Origin of the sequence: Mesorhizobium sp. M4B.F.Ca.ET.203.01.1.1 (assembly GCF_004791025.1) — a bacterium.
Classification (GTDB): Bacteria; Pseudomonadota; Alphaproteobacteria; order Rhizobiales; family Rhizobiaceae; genus Mesorhizobium; species Mesorhizobium abyssinicae.
This window is the reverse complement of the sequence record NZ_SRUO01000001.1, coordinates 352,460-371,849: the sequence shown is the minus strand read 5'-3', so window position 1 is coordinate 371,849 and position 19,390 is coordinate 352,460. Positions and strand designations below refer to the sequence as shown.

The window sequence follows — 19,390 nt, the reverse complement described above, 5'->3', positions numbered from 1 at the left end:
ATCGAATTGCCGGGAAAGTCTATCGCGCCGATTTTCGCCGGGCAAACGAATGCGTTTGGCTCAGAAGCGTTTCTCGTTCTCTGCTGACAAACGCTCGAACGCCTTGGAGCCAGGCACGTAGCGCGACGCTTTCTTGCTCCAGCGGTAGGTCACGGAGATCTTGTGCGACGAGGCCTTGGGCTGCTCGCCCTCGCAGTCCTCGCCCGGCACGGTGGCGTCTGTGACCGTCGCCTTGATCGCCGCATAGCGCCGGCCGTCCGCGAGCGTCTTGAAGGCAAGATCCTGCGTCCGCTTGTAGCAGTAGTTTTCATCGAATGTGTTGATGGTGTCGACCAGCTCGAAGCGGTCGTTGCGGACCATGAGCAGCAACGTGCTGACATAGCCCTGGTTCGAATTGAAATGCGTGCTGGTGATGACGACGGCGTCATCGCCGGCGCTGATCGAAAGCCTGGCCGGTTCGCGAAAAAACGTGCTCCGATCGGTGGCGACATTGACCGCATCGAGCAGTTTCGGCTCGCCGCTGAGGTCGTAGAGCGCCAGCACAGCGAAACCCTCGGCGCTGTCGGAGGCTTGCCCGAGGTCGAACAGCATCGTCAGCCGCTCCCCGCCGCCGGCTTTGATGTCGAGCACGGCGGCGCTCGACAGGTCGCCGGTCGCAGGCGGCGCCTCGTCATCGGCCTCGCCGCTGATGGGGCGGATCTTGATCGGCGAAGTGCCGGCGAGAACCGGAACGACCATGTTGGCAAGGTCGAGATAGGTGATGCCCTTATGGCCAGGGACGGCGCTGCTCAGTTCCGGGAAGCTGGCGTTCTGTGCGCCTGCCGCTGCCCACAGCCAGGGCAAGAACAGGCAAGCGAGAATGAAGCGAAACAAAATGGAAATCATATGTGCGGGTGCCCTCGAAAGAGCGCACGCTAGCACGGAGTTTTGCAGCGCACAGCCGGGGGCAAGGTCGAACATAGGCTCAGGGGATCGGCACCAGCCCGGCCAGCTCGCGCATGTCGTCGAACAGGATGCCGCCGGCCTCTTCCAGGCCGTGCGGATCGGAATAGGGGTCCGCGTGATAGGAGAAGACGCGCATGCCGGCGGCGATGCCGGCCTCGGTGCCTGCGACGCTGTCCTCGATGACGATGCAGTCGGCCGGCGCGAAGCCCATGGTCTTTGCCGCGTAGAGGAACAGGTCCGGAAACGGCTTGCCGCGCCCGACCATGGTCGAGGAGAACATGGCGTGCTCGAACAGCGGCAACAGCCCGGTCTGGCCCAGCGTGATGTGCATCTTCGACACCCGCGCCGAGGAGGCGACGCAATAGGCGATGCCGGCGGCCCGCACCTTCTCGACGAAGTCGCGAACATGAGGGATTGCCTCGACGCCATGCGCGAACAGGTCCGGCAGGCCGGCGTTCCAACGGTCGACGAAATCGACGCCGAGCCTGACCTCGGTCGCCGCTTCGATCTCTTTCTGCACCGAGGCCATGCTGCGGCCGGAGAAGTTCTTGCGGCAATATTCGAAGGTGGTGGCGAAGCCGGCGCCGCTCAGCCACTCGGCGAGGCGCCGGTTGGCAAGGTTCTCGGTGTCGACCAGGACCCCGTCGCAGTCGAAGATGACCAGCTTTGGAAAGGGCCCACGCATCAAGCGGTGCCGGTAGACCCGAAACCGCCGCCGCCGCGCGTCGTGCTGCCAGCCAGGGAACGTTCTTCCACCGCCACCTGAGTCACCGCGGCAAAGACGATCTGGGCGATGCGCATGCCGCGCGTCACCGCAAAGTCCTCGTCGCCGAGATTGACCAGCAGCACCTTCACCTCGCCGCGATAATCGCTGTCGATGGTGCCGGGTGAATTGAGAACGGTAAGGCCGTGTTTGAAAGCGAGGCCCGAGCGCGGCCGGACCTGGCCTTCCATGCCTTCGGGAATTTCCGCGATCAGCCCGGTCGGCACCAGCGCGCGTTTACCGGGCAGGATCAGCAAAGGCCGGTCTTCCGGCACCGCGGCGCGCAAATCCATGCCGGCGGCGCCTGAGCTTTCATAGGCCGGCAGTGGCAGGCCTTCGCCATGCGGAAGCCGGACGAAACCGACGGAGGGGCCGATGACGGAGGAGGGATAGACAGCTGTGCGCATGAGCCCATTCCTATCGGCGCGAGTGCCGGAAAGGTCAACCCGGCAGCAACGCTGTCAACGCCTTTCTTTCGAGGCGGTTCCTGCTCAGCGCAGCTCTACCGGTACGACGGTCGTCTCCTTGATCTCCTCCATGACGAAGGAGGCCGAGACATCCGACAACGCCACCTTGGCGATCAGCCGCTGGTAGAGCCGGTCATAGGCCTTCACGTCGGCGACGCGGGCTCTCAGCACATAGTCGAGATCGCCCGACATGCGGTAGACGCCGGTGATCTCGGCAAAGCCGGTCACCGCCGCGCGGAATTTCTGCAGCCAGTCCGGATCGTGGTTGGAGGTGCGGACCAGGATGAACACGGAGAGGCCGAGCCCGAGCTTGTCGGCATCGACCAGCGCTACGCGCCCGGTGATGACACCGTCCTCCTCGAGCCGCTTGACCCGCCGCCAGCAGGCATTGCGCGACAGCGCCACCCGCTCCGACAGCTGATCGACCGACAACGTGCCGTCGCGTTGCAGCTCCGCCAGCAATCTTCGATCGATTTCATCGATTTCTATGCTCATCATGGGATGAATGTCCCAAATTGTTGCTCATCGCAAGGACAATTTGGGATCGATGAACCTTTGACCCGTGGCACGATACCCAGCATCGGGGCTCATCCCGGCAGGAGGGATCACCATGACGACGTTTTCGAAGCTGTTCACCTCTCACCCGGCCAAGGTGGGCGAGACCTATTTCAGCCACATGGCCTTCGCCGCCTGGTTCTGCTCGCGCCTGTCGATGGCCGCGGGCGCAGCGCTCGTTCACGCTTTCTTGCCATTTCTGTTCGAGACTACCGCCAGCCGAATCGTCCGCGAGCTCTATGAGCGGACGCACAACAGAGGCTCACACGCGGTCAAGGAGCCCAAGGCTCTGATGGACCGCGCCTAGCAACGGTGGAATGCGATGTGCCGGTGGGCGGCCTATTTTGGTGAAGCGGTCTTCCTCGAAGACATCATCACCGCGCCCTGCCATTCGCTGATCGCCCAGAGCCACTGCGCCCAGGAAGCCAAGTCGCCGACCAATGGCGACGGTTTCGGGCTTGCCTGGTATGGCGACCGGCCCGAGCCCGGCCTCTATCGCGACATCCTGCCGGCCTGGTCGGACCCCAATCTGAAGAGCCTGTGCCGGCAGATCAAGTCCGGCCTGTTCCTCGCCCATGTGCGCGCCTCGACCGGCGGCGCCACCAGCCGCATGAACTGCCATCCCTTCATCTCCGGCCGCTGGTCGTTCATGCACAACGGCCAGATCGGTGGTTTCGAGAAGATCCGTCGCGCGCTGGAGAATTCGCTCTGCGACGCCGTCTTCGACCAGCGCGAGGGCACCACAGATTCCGAGCTCTTTTTTCTCCTGATGATCGACGAGGGTCTGTCCGAAGACCCGCAAGGCGCGGTGTCGCGCGCCACCAGTCGCGTGCTGGAAGCCTCGCGTCGCGCTGGCCTCGAGCCGGCGCTGAAGCTGACGGCTGCTTTCTCCGACGGCCAGGCGCTCCATGCCGTGCGCTACGCCACCGATGATCATGCGCCGACGCTCTACACCTCCGTCTTCCGCAACGGCGCGGGCCGCTGCATCGTTTCCGAACCCTTCGACCGCGACGGCGGCGAGTGGCAGGCGATCCCGCCGTCGAGCTTCGTCACCATGACGGCGGACGGCATGGGCATTCGGCCTTTTGCACCTGCAGCGAACAAGCTGGCGCTGGTCGGCTAAACACGATCTCGATCCGTCGAGACCGGTGCGGTCCGGGCCGGAATCGCCCGGCGATCGCCGCCATCTTTCCGGCCTGCCTTGGGCAAAGGATCAGCAAAACATCAGCGCGACGTAAGGACGCCAAACCGTCCTCCTGTCATCTCTGGCGCCTCACCGGCGGCGAATGGTTTTCATTCGCGGCCCCGGTTGGATGGGCAAAAGAGGATGACGCGACAATGTGCAGATGGGCCGCCTATCTCGGCGAAGCGATATTCCTTGAAGAGATCGTCACCGCACCTTCCCACTCGCTGATCGTTCAGAGCCGCGACGCGCGGGAGGCGAAATCGCCGACCAATGCCGACGGCTTCGGTCTCGCCTGGTATGGCGGGCGGCCCGAGCCTGGGCTCTATCGCGATATTCTGCCGGCCTGGTCAGACCCCAATCTGAAAAGCCTGTGCCAGCAGATCAGATCCGGCCTTTTCCTGGCCCACGTCCGCGCCTCGACCGGTGGCGGCACCAGCCGCATGAACTGCCACCCGTTCATTTCCGGCCGCTGGTCGTTCATGCATAACGGCCAGATCCACAGCTTCGAAAGGATACGCCGCGGACTGGAGAACTCGCTTTCGGACGCCGTCTACGACCGGCGCTCGGGCAGCACCGATTCCGAGCTGTTCTTCCTGCTGATGATCGACGAGGGCCTGTCGCGTGATCCGCATGGCGCGGCAACGCGCGCCGCCAATCGCGTGCTCGACGCCTCGCGCCGCGCCGGTCTGGACCCGGCGCTGAAGCTCACCGCCGCCTTCTCGGACGGCAAGGCACTGCACGCCGTGCGCTACGCCACCGACGATCATGCGCCGACGCTTTACACCTCGGCCTTTGGAAGGGGCCGCTGCATCGTCTCGGAGCCCTTCGACCGCGAAGGCGGCGAGTGGCAGGCGATCCCGCCATCGAGCTTCGTCACCATCACACGCGATGGCATGGTCGTTCGGCCCTTTACTCCGGCTCTGGCGGAGTTGGCGCTCGCGAGCTGAACCATCCGGCCGCGCATACCAGCGCAATCCCGATCAAGCGAGGCCGATCCTCGGATGCTGAACTCGGCTTGAAGCCGCGCCACAGTCCGCCATCTTGATCAGCAGGCGCGGCCAGCAAGCCGGAGCATTCGTCATGGACATCGCCTTCGCCTCGACCATCGATCTCGCCACCGCGATCGCCGCGCGAAGAATCTCGGCCGTGGTGGCGCTGGATGCGCATCTTGCGCAGATCGACAGGGGCAACGGGGCGGTCAACGCCATCGTCACCCTCGACAGGGAAGGGGCTCGCGAGCGCGCCAGGCAGGCGGACGTTGCGCTGGCGCGCGGCGATGCGCTGGGTCCGCTGCACGGCGTGCCCTTCACCCTGAAGGATACGCACGACACGGCCGGCATGAAGACCACGGTCGGCTTCCCGCCGTTTGCCGACTATGTGGCGAAAAAGGACAGCCCGGTCGTGGCGCGGCTGAAGGCGGCTGGCGCAATACTGATCGGCAAGACCAATGTCGCGACCATGCTCAGCGACTGGCAATCGGACAATCCACTGTTCGGCCGCACCGGCAACCCCTGGAATCTGTCGCGCACCGCCGGCGGCTCCAGCGGCGGCGCGGCGGCGGCGGTTGCAGCGGGTATGACGCCGTTCGAGATCGGCACCGACATGCAGGATTCCATCCGGCTGCCGGCTGCCTTCTGCGGTGTCTACGGTCTGAAGCCGACCGAGCACCGCGTTTCGCTGGCCGGCGCTTTTCCCGATCCGGGCGGGACGGCGCGCAGCGTCCGGCTGATGTCGTGCCTCGGCCCGCTGGCGCGCAGCGCCGAGGACCTGGCACTGATCTACCGGATCATCGCCGGACCGGACGGAGGCGACACCGACCTTGCGCCGGTGCCGGTCGAGGCTACGGAGACGCCGGACGTCGGCACGCTGCGCATCGCCGTCGCCACGACCTTCCCTGGCTTCCCGGTGGCTGACGAGATCAGCGCCGCCGTCGAGAAGCTTGGCGAGAAGCTCGGATCGGCAGGCGCCATGGTCGATGAGGCAAAATTGCCCCGGGTCGATCTGCACGACGATCTCGCCGAGGGCGGCGCGCTGATCGGCATGATGCTGGAGGCCGCGCAGCCGGACCCGCCGGAGCAGCCGACGCCGATCTCGCGCTGGTTCGCGGCGCTCGCCCGCCGCGACCGCTCGATTCTCGCCTGGGACCGGTTCTTCGAAAGCTGCGATGCGCTGCTCTGCCCGGTCGCCATGACCACCGCCTTCCCGCATTGCGCGCCGGGAACGGCGATCGAGGTCAACGGCAGAGGGGAAAACTATTGGATGCTGCCGGCCTATGGCGCAGTGTTCAATTATTCCGGCCATCCGGCGCTGACGATACCCGGCGGGTACGATAGCAAGGGCCTGCCCATCGGCCTGCAACTGATCGGCAGTCGCTGGTCGGAATCGCGGCTGCTCGGCATTGCGTCAGCGATCGCGCCACTCGCTGGCGGCTTTCGCAGGCCGACCGGCTATTAAGAGAAGCGGCCAAGCCCGTAAGACTGAAGCAATGGATCGCGCTCGCCGTCGAGGATTTCGCGGGCGGCAAAAAGACCGACCGCCGGCGCCAGCGTGATGCCGGAATGCATGACGGCGACATAGAGCCCGTCCATCCCCTCGGCGCGGCCGATGATTGGGAAGCCGTCGACCGGGGTCGGCCGGTAGCCGACCGTGTGGAAATCGAGCTCCAGCCCCTCGGCGCCGCCCAGCATCGCCTTCGTCGCCTTGAACAGCTCGCGCGCCGTGTCCTCCGCATTCTCGCCCGGATCGGCGCCGCCGAAATCCGAGCCGGCGATGATGCGGCCCTCGGCCGTCTGGCGCATGTGCAGCCGCTCGGCCAGCACCAGCCCGTTGAGCAGCTTCTTGTAAGGGCGCGAATGAACGATCAGGCCGGGCGGTGTTTCGATCGGCAGCTTGACCCCGACTGTTTCGGCGATCCCCGGAGCTCCGGCGCCGGCCGCGATCACCACCTCGTCGGCGGTAAGCTGCTCGCCGGACATCTCCACGCCCGTGACCTTGCCATTGGATCGCACCAGGGCGGTGACGGTTCCGGTTGCCAACTTCGCGCCGCGCCGCTCGGCATCGGCCAGCAGCGCCCTGGTAGCGGCAACCGGCTCGGCGACGCCTTCCTCCGCCACATAGAGCGCAAGCTCCGGAAGCTCGGTGAGATTGGGCTCGATGCGGGCCACCCGGTCGCGGTCGACGCGCTCGATGCCATAGCCCCAGGAGGAATGCTCGGCCGCATAGGCCTCCAGCTCGTCCGCCGGCATGTCCCAGCACAGGCCGCCGCACCAGGCGAGCGGCAGGCCGGGCAGATCCTTCGCCAGCCTTGTCCATTCGGTCATGGCGCGCCGGCGCAGCCGGAAATAGGTCTCGGGGTTGCCCCAGCTGGCATTGATCCAGGCAAACGAATTGGGTGTCGCGACGCCACCCGCGCCGCTATCCGAAATCACCGTCACCCGCGCCCCGGCTCCCGTCAGATGCCAGGCGATCGAGGCACCGATGATGCCGGCGCCGATGACGATGACTTCTTTCGCGCTGCTCATGCCGGGCTCCATTGGGGTTTCCCGTCATGCCATCGCACCGAGCCAACCTCAAGCGAGAAGGCGTCTATGCGCTAGCCAAGCGCCTCTTGCTTGGCGCCGGCGAGCAGCCCTTTCAACTCGTCGTACCGCCGCATGAGGCGCGGCGAGTCGACTTTCTTCGCGACCGCGAGCACCGTGCCGAGCTCCAGCTCCGCGCCGGTGCGGTCACCCAGCCGGATGAGCAGCGCCGCGAGCGAAAGCCTGGCATCCGCGCAGCTGGTCGGCGAGCCGATCTCTGCCCAGCGCGAGCATGCGGTCTGCAGCTCCCACGCCGCTTCCACAAGGCGATCTTCCCGCATGAACAGTTCCGCCTTGGCCTCGGCAGTCAACGCCCGGATCGAGGCCATCGGCCAACGTTGCGGCTCGCTTTCCAGTTCGGCGATCACCTGCTTCGCGCGCTCCAGCCGATCGGTCCGCGCCGCCACCTTGGCGAGCGTGGCAAGGACCATGCCGCGCCGCTGCAGGGTTGGCCAGCGGTTCCCAACCAGGGACCGCTCGAGCGCGCTGAAGGCGGCCTCCGCCTGTCCCTGCTCGAGCTGCAGCAGCGCAAGGCCGGGCTGCGGGTCCCAGCCCGCGGCGTGGGACGCGCGATAGGCTGTTTCGGCCTCGGCGAAATCGCCGGCGGCAAGATGAATGTCACCCAGGACGCGCAGCGCATCGCCAGTGGCCCAAGGCGCGTCGAGCGCAAGCTGGTCGAGCGCGGCACGCACCAGAGTCTCCGCCTCTTTCAGCGTGCCATGGACGCCGAGCACCTCGGCCCGATGCAGCCGGCACGAGCCCGTGAGTTCCTCCAGCCCGTGTCCTCTGCACCAGCCCTCGTAGCTGAGGGTCCATTGGTTGGCTCTCGCCCAGTCGCCGAAATTTCGGCAGGCCCAGAGAATGTTGCAGTAGAGGATACCGCCGACGATCGGGTCGACATCGCTGGAGAGACCAAGCGCTGCGGCAAAATCCTGGTCTTCCTGCCCGGACCTTGTTTCCCCAAGGCAAAGCTTGAAGAAGCCGCGATAGATGAGACCGAGCGACTCGACGACCGGATCCTCGAGCTGCTTGCCGACCTCGAAAGCCTGCTCGGCGAGCGCAAGCGCGTGCTCCGGCTCGGCTTCCGCGCCCTTGATGCGCGCGCCCATCCAGCACCAGAGGCCATGCTCCCTGCTCTCGGTGGCGCCATCGATCAACTGCGCGGCACGCTTATGCCAGCCATTGGCGGCGGCAAGCTCTCCTCTCTCCAGATGGATCATGGCAAGGGTGATTGCCGGAGAAGCCGCGCGCAGGCGTTCGCCGGCGACGCCGTACTCCGTCACCGCGCGCGCCAGGAGCGGAATGGCTTCCGCTGGCCGTCCCATGCACTCCAGTGCCAATGCCCATTCTTCGAGATCGGCCGTCAACAACTCGTCGGTGGCGTCTGCTTCGGCGAAGGAGGCCGCGGCCTCACGCCATTTTCTGGCCGCAACGGCCGCGCGTGCCAAAAGGATTGGCGAGCCGGGGCTCGAAGGCTTGCTCACCTCGCCGGCCGGAACGATCTTGTTTTCCGGAGCGGCAGGTGAATCCAGGTAGATCCGGTAGCCAAACCGCGGCAGGTTGCGCAGCGCCGTTTCAATTCCGCCCTGGCGAAGGATGCTGCGAGCGAGACTCGCCACGCGCTGCAGCGAGGCCTCCGTCACCGTGACGCCCGGCCACAGCGTTTCGAGCAGTTCGTCCTTGCTCAGCGCCCGCTCCTGATTTCGCAGCAGCATGGCGAGGAAGTCGAAGACCAGCGGCTGCGCCTCGACCTCCCTGCCGGCGAGGCGAAGGGCGCGGGATTCCTCGTTCAGCTCGAAGTCGCCGAAGCAATAGACCCCCATCGGCAGCATTCCCTCCAACGACAATGGGCAAAGGATCAGGAGAAGATAAGCGCGGCGTAAGGACTGTCGGCCCCCCCTCCTGTCATTCTTCCCGTGCCTGGCGAGCCAAGCGGCACTTTAGCCCAGCAACCCCAGGCATGTCACCGGCAGCGACCTGGTCGGGCCGCCAGCCGGCTTTTGAAGCCAAGATGAGGAGACTACGACAATGCAGAAGTACATCATCGAGCGGGACATTCCCAAGGTCGGCACCTTTGAGCGCGAGCAGCTCCGCGACGCGTCCAAGGCCTCGAACGCCGTCCTCGCCGATCTTGGCCCCGAGATCCAGTGGGTGGAGTCGTTCGTCACCGACGACAAGACCTTCTGCGTCTATCTCGCCAAGGACGAGGCGATCATCCAGCGCCACGCCAAGATGAGCGGCTTCCCGGCCACCAAGATCACGCAGGTGAAGCGCCTGTTCGATCCGACGACGGCGCACGCCAGCGCCTGACGGGGAGGCACGGGTGGTGAAACTCTTCGCAAATCTCGTCCTCGGCACGGCGTTGTCCGGCGCCATCTGGGCCTCCGCGCTCGCCTGCGGCACCGCGGATGCCCATGATACGCCGGACCCGGTGCTCAACCGGTCTCGGGAAATGGCGGCCAGGTACGTCAACATCGAGGTCGCCAAGGCCGAAGGCTACCAGCAGCTCTTCGAATGCACGACGCATGACGAGCACGGCACGATGGGGGTCCACTTCATCCATCCGGGCCGTGCCGGCGATGGCAAGCTCGTGCTCGCCGAGCCGGACGTGCTGACCTACGAGCCGGAGCCGGACGGCTCCATGCAGCTCGTCGGCATGGAATACATCGTCTTCGAGAAGGATTGGAAGGGCAAGGGCGTTCCCGAGTTCCTCGGCCGCACCCTGCAGCGCAAGACGACCGTGGGCGTCCATCCGGTGGACCCCTACTACGAGCTGCATGTCTGGCACTGGCGGCACAATCCGGCCGGCATGTTCGCCGACTGGAACCCCTACGTGAGCTGCGCCAACGATCAGTCCTGACGCAGCCAAGACCCGGCACCGCATCGGGAGGGTCATTGCATGGCCCTCCCGATCTCCCATCGTTCAAACAGAAGGAACACGACAATGTCATCCCTTGAAGAACTGGAATTCACGGTCGATCGGCCCTTCGGCTGGCGCTTCTTCGTGACGGCCATCGATCGTTTCGGCGTCGGAGCCTTCGCCCGCATCATCCGCATTCGCAGGGACCGGGCGCGGCTTCACGAATTTCCGGACCACCTGCTGCGCGACATCGGCATTGATCGCTCCGAGATCGCGTTGGTCACCCGCTACGGCAGCAAGAATGGTCGCGGCTGGCTGTGGAACTGATCTGCGCGGCCGATTTCCGGTCGTCTCGGACCGATCGGCCCGAAACTGTCGACAGGCCGGAAAAGCGCTGCTAGAAGCCCGCGCCACAGACAGGATTCCACGACTTGGCAGAAGACATCGAAAACGCGGTATCGCGCCGTCGCACCTTCGCGATCATCGCCCACCCCGACGCCGGCAAGACCACGCTCACCGAAAAGCTGCTTTTGTTCGGCGGCGCGATCCAGCTTGCCGGCGAGGTCAAGGCCAAGAAGGACCGCATCCAGACCCGGTCCGACTGGATGAAGATCGAGCGCGAGCGCGGCATTTCGGTCGTCACCTCGGTGATGACCTTCGAGTATGACGACAATGTCTTCAACCTGCTCGACACGCCCGGCCACGAGGATTTCGCCGACGACACCTATCGCACGCTCTCGGCGGTCGACTCGGCCGTCATGGTCATCGATGCCGCCAAGGGCATCGAGCCGCGCACGCTGAAGCTGTTCGAGGTCTGCCGGCTGCGCGACATCCCCATCATCACCTTCGTCAACAAGATGGACCGCGAGAGCCGCGATCCCTTCGAGATCCTCGACGAGATCGAGCAGAAGCTGGCGCTGGACACCGCGCCTGTCACCTGGCCGATCGGCCGCGGCAAGACCTTTTCGGGCACCTATCATCTGGCGCTGAACGCCGTGCGCAAGAGCGATGACGAGAAGGAGCGCACGCCGGTCAACGGTCCCGATTCCAACCGCGTTGCCGGGCTGCTGCCCGACAATGAGCGGGAAGCCTTCATCGAGGAGCTGGAGCTCGCGCGGGAAGCGTGCAGACCCCTTGATATCGACGCCTTCCGCGAGGGCCATCTGACGCCGGTCTATTTCGGCTCGGCGCTGCGCAATTTCGGCGTGCGCGACCTGATCGAGGCGCTCGGCGCCTTCGGGCCGCCGCCGCGCGCGCAGGAGGCCGACAGCCGCAAGGTCGAGGCGACCGAGGAGAAGATGACCTCCTTCGTCTTCAAGATCCAGGCCAACATGGACCCCAACCACCGCGACCGCATCGCCTTCGTGCGCGTCTGTTCGGGCAAGCTCGAGCGCGGCATGAAGGCCAAGCTGGTGCGCACCGGCAAGCCGATGAGCCTGTCGGCGCCGCAGTTCTTCTTCGCCCGCACCCGCGTCACGGCCGACGAGGCCTTCGCCGGCGACGTCGTCGGCATCCCCAACCACGGCACGCTGCGCATCGGCGACACGCTGACCGAGGGCGAGGAGATCCTGTTCCGCGGCGTGCCGAACTTCGCCCCGGAAATCCTGCGCCGCGTCCGCCTCGGCGATGCCATGAAGGCCAAGAAGCTGAAGGAAGCCCTGCACCAGATGGCCGAGGAAGGCGTGGTGCAGCTGTTCTCGCCCGAGGACGGCTCGCCAGCCATCGTCGGTGTCGTCGGCGCCCTGCAGCTCGACGTGCTCAAGGAACGGCTGAACATCGAGTACACGCTGCCGGTCGACTTCGAAATGTCGCGCTTTTCCGTCTGTCGCTGGATCTCGGCCGACGACAGAGCGGAGGTGCAGCGCTTCATCGAAGCGCATCGCGGCGACATCGCCCGCGATCTCGACAACGATCCGGTGTTCCTCGCCCAGCACGCCTTTTCGCTCAACTACGAAGCCGAGCGCTGGAAGGCGATCCGCTTCGCCGCGGTGAAGGACTACCAGGTCCGCGACAAGGCGGCGTAGTCACTCCTTTTTCCTTTCTCCCCGTTCACGGGGAGAAGGTGCCCGAAGGGCGGATGAGGGGCGGCGCCGGCGTTTGAGATTTCATTCAGCCTCGGGCCGCTTCCTCGATCTTGGCGATGTCGATCTTGCTCATCTCCATCATCGCCGACATCACGCGGCCGGCCTTGGCCCTGTCCGGGTCGAGAAGCAGCCGCGGCAACTGCTCCGGCACGACCTGCCAGGACACTCCGAACTTGTCCTTGAGCCAGCTGCATTGCGACGGTTCGCCTCCGCCTTCGATGAGCCTGTCCCAGAAATAGTCCACCTCTTCCTGCGTCTTGCAGTCGATCGACTGTGACATCGCCTCGTTGAACTTGAATTGCGGTCCGCCGTTGAGCGCCTGGAACTGCACGCCGTCGAGTTCGAACGTGGTCACCAGCGCCTTGCCTTCATCGGCGTGGCCTTCGGGCCAACGCATCACGCTCAGCACCTTCGAATTCTTGAAGATGGACACGTAGAAATTCATCGCCTCTTCGGCCTGATCGTCGAACCACAGGCAGGTGGTGATCTTTTGCATCTCGTGCTCCTCGGGTTGCTTATTACGATGAAACGGCTGACTGCGGGAATGGTGCCATTCCGTGCCGTCTGTCCAAGGACGGCCGTGCGGCGCGCGATCCGACAATGGCATCGAATTTTCCTGGAAAATCTGGCGCACCGCAAAATTGTGGCCAGACCAGGCTTCGGCGTCTATAACGCCTGCGACCTGAATTCAGCGCCGCCGCGCTCCGCACCGGGCGCAGCCAGCCAGCTAAGGAAAATTGCATGCCCGCCTATCGTTCCCGCACCACCACCCACGGCCGCAACATGGCCGGCGCCCGCGGCCTGTGGCGTGCCACCGGCATGAAGGATTCGGATTTCGGCAAGCCGATCATCGCGGTCGTCAACTCCTTCACCCAGTTCGTGCCCGGCCATGTCCATCTGAAGGATCTCGGCCAGCTGGTGGCGCGCGAGATCGAGAAGGCGGGCGGCGTCGCCAAGGAATTCAACACCATCGCTGTCGATGACGGCATCGCCATGGGCCATGACGGCATGCTCTATTCGCTGCCGTCGCGCGAGCTTATCGCCGACTCCGTCGAATACATGGTCAACGCCCATTGCGCCGACGCCATGGTCTGCATCTCCAATTGCGACAAGATCACCCCCGGCATGCTGATGGCCTCGCTGCGCCTCAACATCCCGACCGTTTTCGTCTCCGGCGGACCGATGGAGGCCGGCAAGGTGGTGCTGGCCGGCAAGACGCAGGCGCTCGACCTCGTCGACGCCATGGTCGCCGCCGCCGACGACAAGATTTCCGACGAGGACGTGAAGGTCATCGAGCGCTCGGCCTGCCCGACCTGCGGCTCGTGCTCGGGCATGTTCACCGCCAATTCGATGAACTGCCTGACCGAGGCGCTCGGCCTGTCGCTGCCCGGCAATGGCTCGACGCTGGCAACGCATGCCGACCGCAAGCGCCTGTTCGTCGAGGCCGGCCATCTCGTCGTCGACCTCGCCCAGCGCTACTACGAGCAGGAGGACGAAAGCGCCCTGCCGCGCAGCATCGCCTCCAAGGGCGCCTTCGAGAACGCCATGGCGCTCGACATCGCCATGGGCGGCTCGACCAACACGGTTCTGCATATCCTGGCCGCCGCCCACGAGGGCGAGGTCGACTTCACCATGGAAGACATCGACCGGCTGTCGCGCAAGGTGCCGGTGCTTTGCAAGGTGGCGCCGGCCAAGTCCGACGTGCACATGGAGGACGTCCACCGCGCCGGCGGCATCATGGCCATCCTCGGCCAGTTGGACAATGCCGGGCTGATCAACCGCGACCTGCCGACGGTCCACACCGCGACGCTGGGCGAGGCGCTCGACCATTGGGACATTTCCCGCACCTCCAGCCAGAACGTGCGCGACTTCTTCCTCGCCGCCCCCGGCGGCGTGCCGACGCAGGTCGCCTTCAGCCAGGACCGCCGCTGGGACGACCTCGACACGAACCGTGAAACGGGCGTCATCCGCTCGGCCCAGACGCCGTTCTCCAAGGATGGCGGCCTTGCCGTGCTGAAAGGCAACCTTGCGCTCGACGGCTGCATCGTGAAGACCGCCGGCGTCGACGAGTCGATCCTGAAGTTCACCGGCCCGGCGCGCGTGTTCGAAAGCCAGGACGCTTCGGTCAAGGCGATCCTCGGCAATGAGATCAAGGCCGGCGATGTCGTCGTCATCCGCTATGAGGGTCCGCGCGGCGGCCCCGGCATGCAGGAGATGCTCTATCCGACCAGCTATCTGAAGTCGAAGGGCCTCGGCAAGGCCTGCGCGCTGATCACCGACGGCCGCTTCTCCGGCGGCACGTCGGGCCTGTCGATCGGCCATGTCTCACCGGAAGCCGCCGAAGGCGGGCTGATCGGCCTGGTTCGGGAAGGCGACACGATCGAGATCGATATCCCGAACCGCAAGATCCATCTGGCGGTCAGCGAAGCCGAGCTCGATTCCCGCCGCGCGGCGATGGCGGCGAAGGGCGCGGATGCCTGGAAGCCGGAGGAAAAGCGCAAGCGCAAGGTCACGACCGCGCTGCGCGCCTACGCCGCCTTCGCCACCAGCGCCGACAAGGGTGCGGTGCGGAAAGTGCCGGAGTAGGGTTAAGCTGCGACCCCTACCTCCCCCCTTGTGGGGAGGTCGGACCGAAGGTCCGGGTGGGGGGCGGCGCCGACCCCCGCCCCGCTGCTTCGCAGCTTACCCTCCCCACAAGGGGGAGGGTAAGCTCACGGCATCAGCTGATACTCATAAAGCTTCTGATACAGCCCGCCCTGCTTGAGCAGGGTCTTGTGCGGGCCGCTTTCCTGCACCTTGCCGTTCTCCAGCACCACGATCGTGTCGGCCTGATGCACGGTCGATAGCCGGTGCGCGATGACGATGGTTGTGCGCCCGACCGTGAGCTGCTGCAGCGCGTCGCGGAACAGCGCTTCCGACTCGGCATCGAGCGCGCTGGTCGCCTCGTCGAGCAGCAGGATTTCGGCATTGCGCAGCATGGCGCGCGCGATCGAGATGCGCTGGCGCTGGCCGCCGGACAATAGCGAGCCGTTCTCACCTACCTCTGTCTCGTAGCCCTTGGCCATGGCGCTGATGAAGTCGTGGGCGTTGGCGGCCTTGGCGGCGGCGATCACCTCCGCTTCGGTCGCATCCTGACGGCCGAGGCGGATGTTGTGCATGACGGTGCCGGCGAACAGGAACGTGTCCTGGCTGACATAGGCGATCTTCTGCCTGAGCGAGGCGAGCGTGGCATGCGAGATGTCCTGGCCGTCGAACGCCACCTTGCCGCTCTGCGGGTCGTACATGCGCATGATCAGATTGAGGATCGTCGACTTGCCGCCGCCCGACGGCCCGACCAGCGCCGTCATCTTGCCGGGCGCCAGGGTGAGGTTCAAGTCTTTGAAGACCGGCGCGCTCTCGGGATAGGCGAAAGTTACGTCTTCGAACCTGATCTCGCCGGGCCCCGGTCGCAGCGGTGTGGCGTCGGGCTTTTCGGCAAGGGTCAGCGGCCGATCGGCGAGTTGGAACATCATGCGCACGCCGACGATCCCGGTCTCAAGCGAGATGCGCACGCGTGCCAGGCGCTTGGCCGGCTCATAGGCCAGCAGTAGCGCTCCGATGAAAGCCATGATGTTGCCCGGCATCTGACCGCCCTGCAAAACCAGGAAACCGCTCACAAAGATCGCACCGGCGATCGCCAGCCCGGCAAGCGTTTCCATCACCGGACTGGTGGCGGCTTCCAGTGTGGCGATGTTGTTGGCGCGGTTCTCGACGTCGGAGACCGCCTTGTACATGCGCTTGCGCATCGCGCCTTCGAGGTTGAAGGATTTGACGACACGCACCCCGATCGCCGTCTCCTGCATCACATGCACGATCTGGCCGAGCGAGCGAAATTCCATCGACGCAATCTTGCGGATGCGCTTCAGGATGCGGTTGACGCCGTAGATCGCGACCGGCCCGACGACGAAGCAGATCAGGGACAACGCCGGTTGCTTCCAGACCATGACGGCCACCAAGGCAATCAAGGTCACCAGGTCCCGCACATAGGATGTGACGACGAGGTCGAGGACGCTGCGTGCGGCCTGCGCGTTGTTGGTCATGCGCGTGATCAGGTCGGATGACGAGGTCGAATGGTAGAACTCGATGCCTTGCGCCAAGATCCGGTCATAGATCTTGCGCTGGCGGTCGGCGATGATGGCGTTGCCGACCCGGCTCATGAAATAGGCCTGGACGAAGTTGGCGATGCCCTTGGCGATGAAGATTGCGGCGACCGCAAAGGCTATCCAGTTGACGCGTTCGACTCTCTTGTAGATCACGAATTCATTGGTGATTACGCTGAGGATCCAGGCGCTGGCGGCGGTCGTGGCGGCCACCACCAGCATCGACACTATGGCGGCGCCATAGCCGAACTTGTGTTGGTGAAAGGATTCCCTCACCAACCTCGCGATGAGGCTCTGGTTTTCCGACGAACGGAAGAAACGAAACAAACGGCTGATCCCGTGCCTGGCTGGAGTCTCTGAGCGAATTTCGGATTCGCCACGAGGGCGAGAGGCGGCTTATAGAGCGAGTTGCCGCCGGATGGAACCTTTCGCGCTTGCGGAACGAAACGGCTGCGGCAGACCCTCTTTTGCGCCAGGATGGCGCTGATTCTACCAAGGGGATGACGGAAGATGGATTTCGACCTGATCGTACGCGGCGGCACGCTGCCTGACGGCAGGGTTGCCGATATCGGCATCGCCGGCGAGACGATCGCCGCGATCGAGCCCGAACTGACCGCCGCCGCGGGCACGGTGATCGACGCGCGTGGCAATCTGGTCTCGCCGCCCTTCGTCGATCCGCATTTCCATATGGACGCCACGCTCTCCTACGGCATTCCGCGTATCAATGCCTCCGGCACGCTGCTCGAAGGCATCGCGCTGTGGGGCGAACTGAAGCCGCTGCTGACGCATGAGGCGGTGCGCGAGCGGGCGCTTGCCTATTGCGACTGGGCGGTGTCGATGGGGCTGCTTGCCATCCGCACCCATGTCGATGTCTGCGACGACCGGCTGCTGGCGGTCGAGGCGCTGCTCGAGGTCAAGAAGACCGTCGCGCCCTATATCGACCTGCAGCTCGTCGCCTTCCCGCAGGACGGGCTCTACCGCTCGCCGACGGCGCGTCAAAACACCGTCCGCGCGCTCGATCTCGGCGTCGACATTGTCGGCGGCATCCCGCATTTCGAGCGCACCATGGCCGACGGCACGCGCTCGGTAACCGAGTTCTGCGAAATCGCCGCCAAACGCGGCCTCATGGTCGACCTGCACTGCGACGAGACCGACGATCCGCTGTCGCGCCACATCGAGCAGCTTGCCTATGAGACCGAGCGGCTCGGCCTGCAGGGCAGGGTGGCCGGCTCGCACCTCACCTCCATGCATTCGATGGACAATTACTACGTCTCCAAGCTGTTGCCGCTGATCGCCGAGGCCGGCGTGTCGGCGATCCCCAACCCGCTGATCAACATCATGCTGCAGGGCCGCCACGACACGTTCCCCAAGCGACGCGGCCTGACCCGGGTGAAGGAGATGCTGGCGCTTGGCATCCGCGTCGGCTGGGGCCAGGACTGCGTGCTCGACCCCTGGTATTCGCTGGGCACCGCCGACATGCTCGACGTCGCCTTCATGGGCCTGCATGTCGCCCAGATGTCGAGCCCGGCCGACATGGCGCGCTGTTTCGACATGGTCACCAACGTCAACGCCGCCATCATGGGCCTCGACCACCTCGGGCTGGCCGTCGGCAAGCGCGCCAGCCTCGTCGTCCTCGATGCCGGCAATCCGATCGAGGCGGTGCGCCTGCGCGCCGAACGGCTCTGCGTCATCGCCCGGGGCAAGGTGGTGGCGGAGCGGACAAAGCAGGAAACGCGCCTGTCGATCGCGGGCAGGCCGCAAAGTGTCAACCGAAGGCATAAATCCAGCTAGAACCAGCCGATTTTCGCCGCTGGTCTTACGGATTGCCGGGATTTTGCTCGTCAAATCCCCGGCTTGAAGCTAGGACGCCCGCCATGGCTCAGTCTTTCGCCCGTGGCTTTACGATCAAGAACATGCTTCTCGCCGGCATCCTCCTGATGCTGGCCGGCGATTTCATGTTCGCGCTGAACGACGCGATGGGCAAATGGCTGGTCGCCTCCTTCTCGGTCGGTCAGGTGGTGCTGATCCGCTCGATCGGCGCCTTCATCGTGCTCGGTCCGATGATCGCCAACCAGGGCACGGGCAAGCTGTTCAGTCTCGACCGGCCGATGCTGCAGGTCCTGCGCGTCGTGGCGACCACGCTCGATACCGGGTTCTTCTACGCCGCGGTCGTCTATTTGCCGCTCGCCGACGTGATGAGCTTCTACATGGCCGGCCCGATCTATGTCGCGGCGCTGTCGCACCTGCTGCTCGGCGAGAAGGTCGGCTGGCGGCGATGGCTGGCGATCCTGGTAGGCTTCTGCGGCGTGCTCATCATCCTGAAGCCGTCCTCTGCCGCCTTCTCAATGTCTTCCGGCTTTGCGCTGGTCGGCAGCATCGCTTTCGGCTTCGCCATCATCCTTGGCCGTCGTCTGCGCGGCACCAGCGACACTACGCTCGTCACCTGGCAGACCATCGGCACGCTGGTTGTCGGCGGGGTCTTGACCATCGGCGCCTGGCGCACACCGTCCGCGCTCGATTTCGGCGCCATGCTGTTGCTCGGCGTCGTCTCCTGCGCCGCCCATCTGATGATCACCAGGGCGCTGAAGCTGGCGCCGGCCTCGACGCTGGCGCCTCTGCACTACAGCCTGCTTCTGTGGGCGATCGTCTTCGGTCTGGCCTTCTTCGGCGACGTGCCGAGCCTTCGTATCCTGGTCGGCTCGGCGATCGTCGTGCTCGCCGGCATCTTCATCTTCCATCGCCAGAAGGTGGTGGAGACAGTGGTTCCCCCGGAGAACGTGCCGAAGGGCGTGAACTAGGGCTCGCAGTTCGGG

19 protein-coding genes are annotated in these 19,390 nt (G+C 65.1%); 11 read left to right on the top strand and 8 right to left on the bottom strand.

Translation table 11 applies throughout. The features are described 5' to 3' along the window. Window positions 1–60: 60 nt before the first annotated feature. The 4 genes from EN846_RS01740 to EN846_RS01725 form a co-directional block, all read right to left on the bottom strand. Window positions 61–885, bottom strand: coding sequence for a hypothetical protein (locus tag EN846_RS01740; protein WP_127391732.1), 825 nt, complete (start codon window positions 883–885; stop codon window positions 61–63). A 79-nt stretch (window positions 886–964) separates the two neighbouring features. After that, entirely contained in the window at window positions 965–1,630 is a 666-nt protein-coding gene (locus tag EN846_RS01735) for an HAD family phosphatase (RefSeq protein WP_127391731.1), read from the bottom strand. Then, a complete protein-coding gene (gene dut, locus EN846_RS01730; protein ID WP_127311403.1) occupies window positions 1,630–2,115 on the bottom strand; it encodes a dUTP diphosphatase in 486 nt (161 codons plus the stop codon). Before dut ends, EN846_RS01735 begins: the two co-directional genes overlap by 1 nt. A gap of 84 nt (window positions 2,116–2,199) precedes the next feature. After that, on the bottom strand, window positions 2,200–2,670 hold the full coding sequence (locus tag EN846_RS01725) for an Lrp/AsnC family transcriptional regulator (RefSeq protein ID WP_127311402.1): 471 nt from the start codon (window positions 2,668–2,670) through the stop codon (window positions 2,200–2,202). Between the two features lie 115 nt (window positions 2,671–2,785). Here EN846_RS01725 and EN846_RS01720 point away from each other — a divergent pair, with 115 nt between their 5' ends. The 4 genes from EN846_RS01720 to EN846_RS01705 all read left to right on the top strand — a co-directional run bounded on the left by EN846_RS01720 (window position 2,786) and on the right by EN846_RS01705 (window position 6,370). Continuing rightward, window positions 2,786–3,037 carry a DUF6356 family protein gene (locus EN846_RS01720; protein ID WP_127391730.1) on the top strand — a complete coding sequence of 84 codons (252 nt, stop codon included), beginning with the start codon at window positions 2,786–2,788 and terminating at the stop codon, window positions 3,035–3,037. A gap of 15 nt (window positions 3,038–3,052) precedes the next feature. Further along, window positions 3,053–3,853: a class II glutamine amidotransferase gene (locus EN846_RS01715; RefSeq protein WP_127282476.1), complete on the top strand. Its 801-nt coding sequence runs from the start codon at window positions 3,053–3,055 to the stop codon at window positions 3,851–3,853. Between the two features lie 215 nt (window positions 3,854–4,068). Continuing rightward, on the top strand, window positions 4,069–4,863 hold the full coding sequence (locus EN846_RS01710) for a class II glutamine amidotransferase (RefSeq protein ID WP_127282475.1): 795 nt from the start codon (window positions 4,069–4,071) through the stop codon (window positions 4,861–4,863). Window positions 4,864–4,996: 133 nt separating this feature from the next. Then, window positions 4,997–6,370 (top strand): amidase, encoded by a 1,374-nt coding sequence (locus EN846_RS01705; RefSeq protein ID WP_127391729.1) that lies wholly within the window; start codon window positions 4,997–4,999, stop codon window positions 6,368–6,370. Here EN846_RS01705 and EN846_RS01700 read toward each other — a convergent pair. Continuing rightward, window positions 6,367–7,437, bottom strand: a complete 1,071-nt coding sequence (locus EN846_RS01700; RefSeq protein WP_127391728.1) for an FAD-binding oxidoreductase — start codon at window positions 7,435–7,437, stop codon at window positions 6,367–6,369. The two genes, EN846_RS01705 and EN846_RS01700, sit on opposite strands and share 4 nt — an antisense overlap. 71 nt (window positions 7,438–7,508) lie before the next feature. Further along, the gene (locus tag EN846_RS01695; RefSeq protein ID WP_127391727.1) at window positions 7,509–9,326 is read right to left on the bottom strand and encodes a winged helix-turn-helix domain-containing protein; all 1,818 of its coding nucleotides are present in this window, start codon (window positions 9,324–9,326) and stop codon (window positions 7,509–7,511) included. Between the two features lie 196 nt (window positions 9,327–9,522). On the opposite strand from EN846_RS01695, the gene EN846_RS01690 reads away from it, so the two are divergent. The 4 genes from EN846_RS01690 to EN846_RS01675 all read left to right on the top strand — a co-directional run bounded on the left by EN846_RS01690 (window position 9,523) and on the right by EN846_RS01675 (window position 12,378). Next, window positions 9,523–9,804: a DUF4242 domain-containing protein gene (locus EN846_RS01690; protein ID WP_127391726.1), complete on the top strand. Its 282-nt coding sequence runs from the start codon at window positions 9,523–9,525 to the stop codon at window positions 9,802–9,804. Window positions 9,805–9,820: 16 nt separating this feature from the next. Next, on the top strand, window positions 9,821–10,354 hold the full coding sequence (locus tag EN846_RS01685) for a hypothetical protein (protein ID WP_127391725.1): 534 nt from the start codon (window positions 9,821–9,823) through the stop codon (window positions 10,352–10,354). 39 nt (window positions 10,355–10,393) lie between these two features. After that, window positions 10,394–10,681: a DUF1127 domain-containing protein gene (locus EN846_RS01680; RefSeq protein ID WP_127391724.1), complete on the top strand. Its 288-nt coding sequence runs from the start codon at window positions 10,394–10,396 to the stop codon at window positions 10,679–10,681. Window positions 10,682–10,785: 104 nt separating this feature from the next. Beyond that, on the top strand, window positions 10,786–12,378 hold the full coding sequence (locus tag EN846_RS01675; RefSeq protein WP_127282468.1) for a peptide chain release factor 3: 1,593 nt from the start codon (window positions 10,786–10,788) through the stop codon (window positions 12,376–12,378). An 85-nt stretch (window positions 12,379–12,463) separates the two neighbouring features. On the opposite strand, the gene EN846_RS01670 is transcribed toward EN846_RS01675, so the two are convergent. Further along, window positions 12,464–12,934, bottom strand: a complete 471-nt coding sequence (locus tag EN846_RS01670) for a VOC family protein (RefSeq protein WP_127282467.1) — start codon at window positions 12,932–12,934, stop codon at window positions 12,464–12,466. A 245-nt stretch (window positions 12,935–13,179) separates the two neighbouring features. Here EN846_RS01670 and ilvD point away from each other — a divergent pair, with 245 nt between their 5' ends. Beyond that, window positions 13,180–15,024, top strand: coding sequence for a dihydroxy-acid dehydratase (gene ilvD / locus EN846_RS01665; protein ID WP_135898884.1), 1,845 nt, complete (start codon window positions 13,180–13,182; stop codon window positions 15,022–15,024). A 125-nt stretch (window positions 15,025–15,149) separates the two neighbouring features. Here ilvD and EN846_RS01660 read toward each other — a convergent pair whose 3' ends face one another. Beyond that, window positions 15,150–16,904 (bottom strand): ABC transporter ATP-binding protein, encoded by a 1,755-nt coding sequence (locus EN846_RS01660; protein WP_128346844.1) that lies wholly within the window; start codon window positions 16,902–16,904, stop codon window positions 15,150–15,152. A gap of 183 nt (window positions 16,905–17,087) precedes the next feature. On the opposite strand from EN846_RS01660, the gene EN846_RS01655 reads away from it, so the two are divergent. Together EN846_RS01655 and EN846_RS01650 are read left to right on the top strand one after the other, a co-directional pair. Then, window positions 17,088–18,368, top strand: a complete 1,281-nt coding sequence (locus EN846_RS01655) for an amidohydrolase family protein (protein WP_127393072.1) — start codon at window positions 17,088–17,090, stop codon at window positions 18,366–18,368. An 83-nt stretch (window positions 18,369–18,451) separates the two neighbouring features. After that, window positions 18,452–19,375: a DMT family transporter gene (locus EN846_RS01650; RefSeq protein WP_127309804.1), complete on the top strand. Its 924-nt coding sequence runs from the start codon at window positions 18,452–18,454 to the stop codon at window positions 19,373–19,375. Window positions 19,376–19,390 lie beyond the last annotated feature (15 nt).

What these genes read in the sequence shown, in the direction of transcription:
- EN846_RS01710 (WP_127282475.1), top strand. Translation starts at nt 4,069, where the DNA reads ATGTGCAGATGGGCCGCCTATCTCGGCGAAGCGATATTCCTTGAAGAG.
- dut (WP_127311403.1), bottom strand. Translation starts at nt 2,115, where the DNA reads ATGCGCACAGCTGTCTATCCCTCCTCCGTCATCGGCCCCTCCGTCGGT.
- EN846_RS01680 (WP_127391724.1), top strand. Translation starts at nt 10,394, where the DNA reads ATGGCCCTCCCGATCTCCCATCGTTCAAACAGAAGGAACACGACAATG.
- EN846_RS01735 (WP_127391731.1), bottom strand. Translation starts at nt 1,630, where the DNA reads ATGCGTGGGCCCTTTCCAAAGCTGGTCATCTTCGACTGCGACGGGGTC.
- EN846_RS01700 (WP_127391728.1), bottom strand. Translation starts at nt 7,437, where the DNA reads ATGAGCAGCGCGAAAGAAGTCATCGTCATCGGCGCCGGCATCATCGGT.
- EN846_RS01670 (WP_127282467.1), bottom strand. Translation starts at nt 12,934, where the DNA reads ATGCAAAAGATCACCACCTGCCTGTGGTTCGACGATCAGGCCGAAGAG.
- EN846_RS01740 (WP_127391732.1), bottom strand. Translation starts at nt 885, where the DNA reads ATGATTTCCATTTTGTTTCGCTTCATTCTCGCTTGCCTGTTCTTGCCC.
- EN846_RS01715 (WP_127282476.1), top strand. Translation starts at nt 3,053, where the DNA reads ATGTGCCGGTGGGCGGCCTATTTTGGTGAAGCGGTCTTCCTCGAAGAC.
- EN846_RS01690 (WP_127391726.1), top strand. Translation starts at nt 9,523, where the DNA reads ATGCAGAAGTACATCATCGAGCGGGACATTCCCAAGGTCGGCACCTTT.
- EN846_RS01705 (WP_127391729.1), top strand. Translation starts at nt 4,997, where the DNA reads ATGGACATCGCCTTCGCCTCGACCATCGATCTCGCCACCGCGATCGCC.
- ilvD (WP_135898884.1), top strand. Translation starts at nt 13,180, where the DNA reads ATGCCCGCCTATCGTTCCCGCACCACCACCCACGGCCGCAACATGGCC.
- EN846_RS01695 (WP_127391727.1), bottom strand. Translation starts at nt 9,326, where the DNA reads ATGCTGCCGATGGGGGTCTATTGCTTCGGCGACTTCGAGCTGAACGAG.
- EN846_RS01655 (WP_127393072.1), top strand. Translation starts at nt 17,088, where the DNA reads ATGGATTTCGACCTGATCGTACGCGGCGGCACGCTGCCTGACGGCAGG.
- EN846_RS01720 (WP_127391730.1), top strand. Translation starts at nt 2,786, where the DNA reads ATGACGACGTTTTCGAAGCTGTTCACCTCTCACCCGGCCAAGGTGGGC.
- EN846_RS01725 (WP_127311402.1), bottom strand. Translation starts at nt 2,670, where the DNA reads ATGAGCATAGAAATCGATGAAATCGATCGAAGATTGCTGGCGGAGCTG.
- EN846_RS01650 (WP_127309804.1), top strand. Translation starts at nt 18,452, where the DNA reads ATGGCTCAGTCTTTCGCCCGTGGCTTTACGATCAAGAACATGCTTCTC.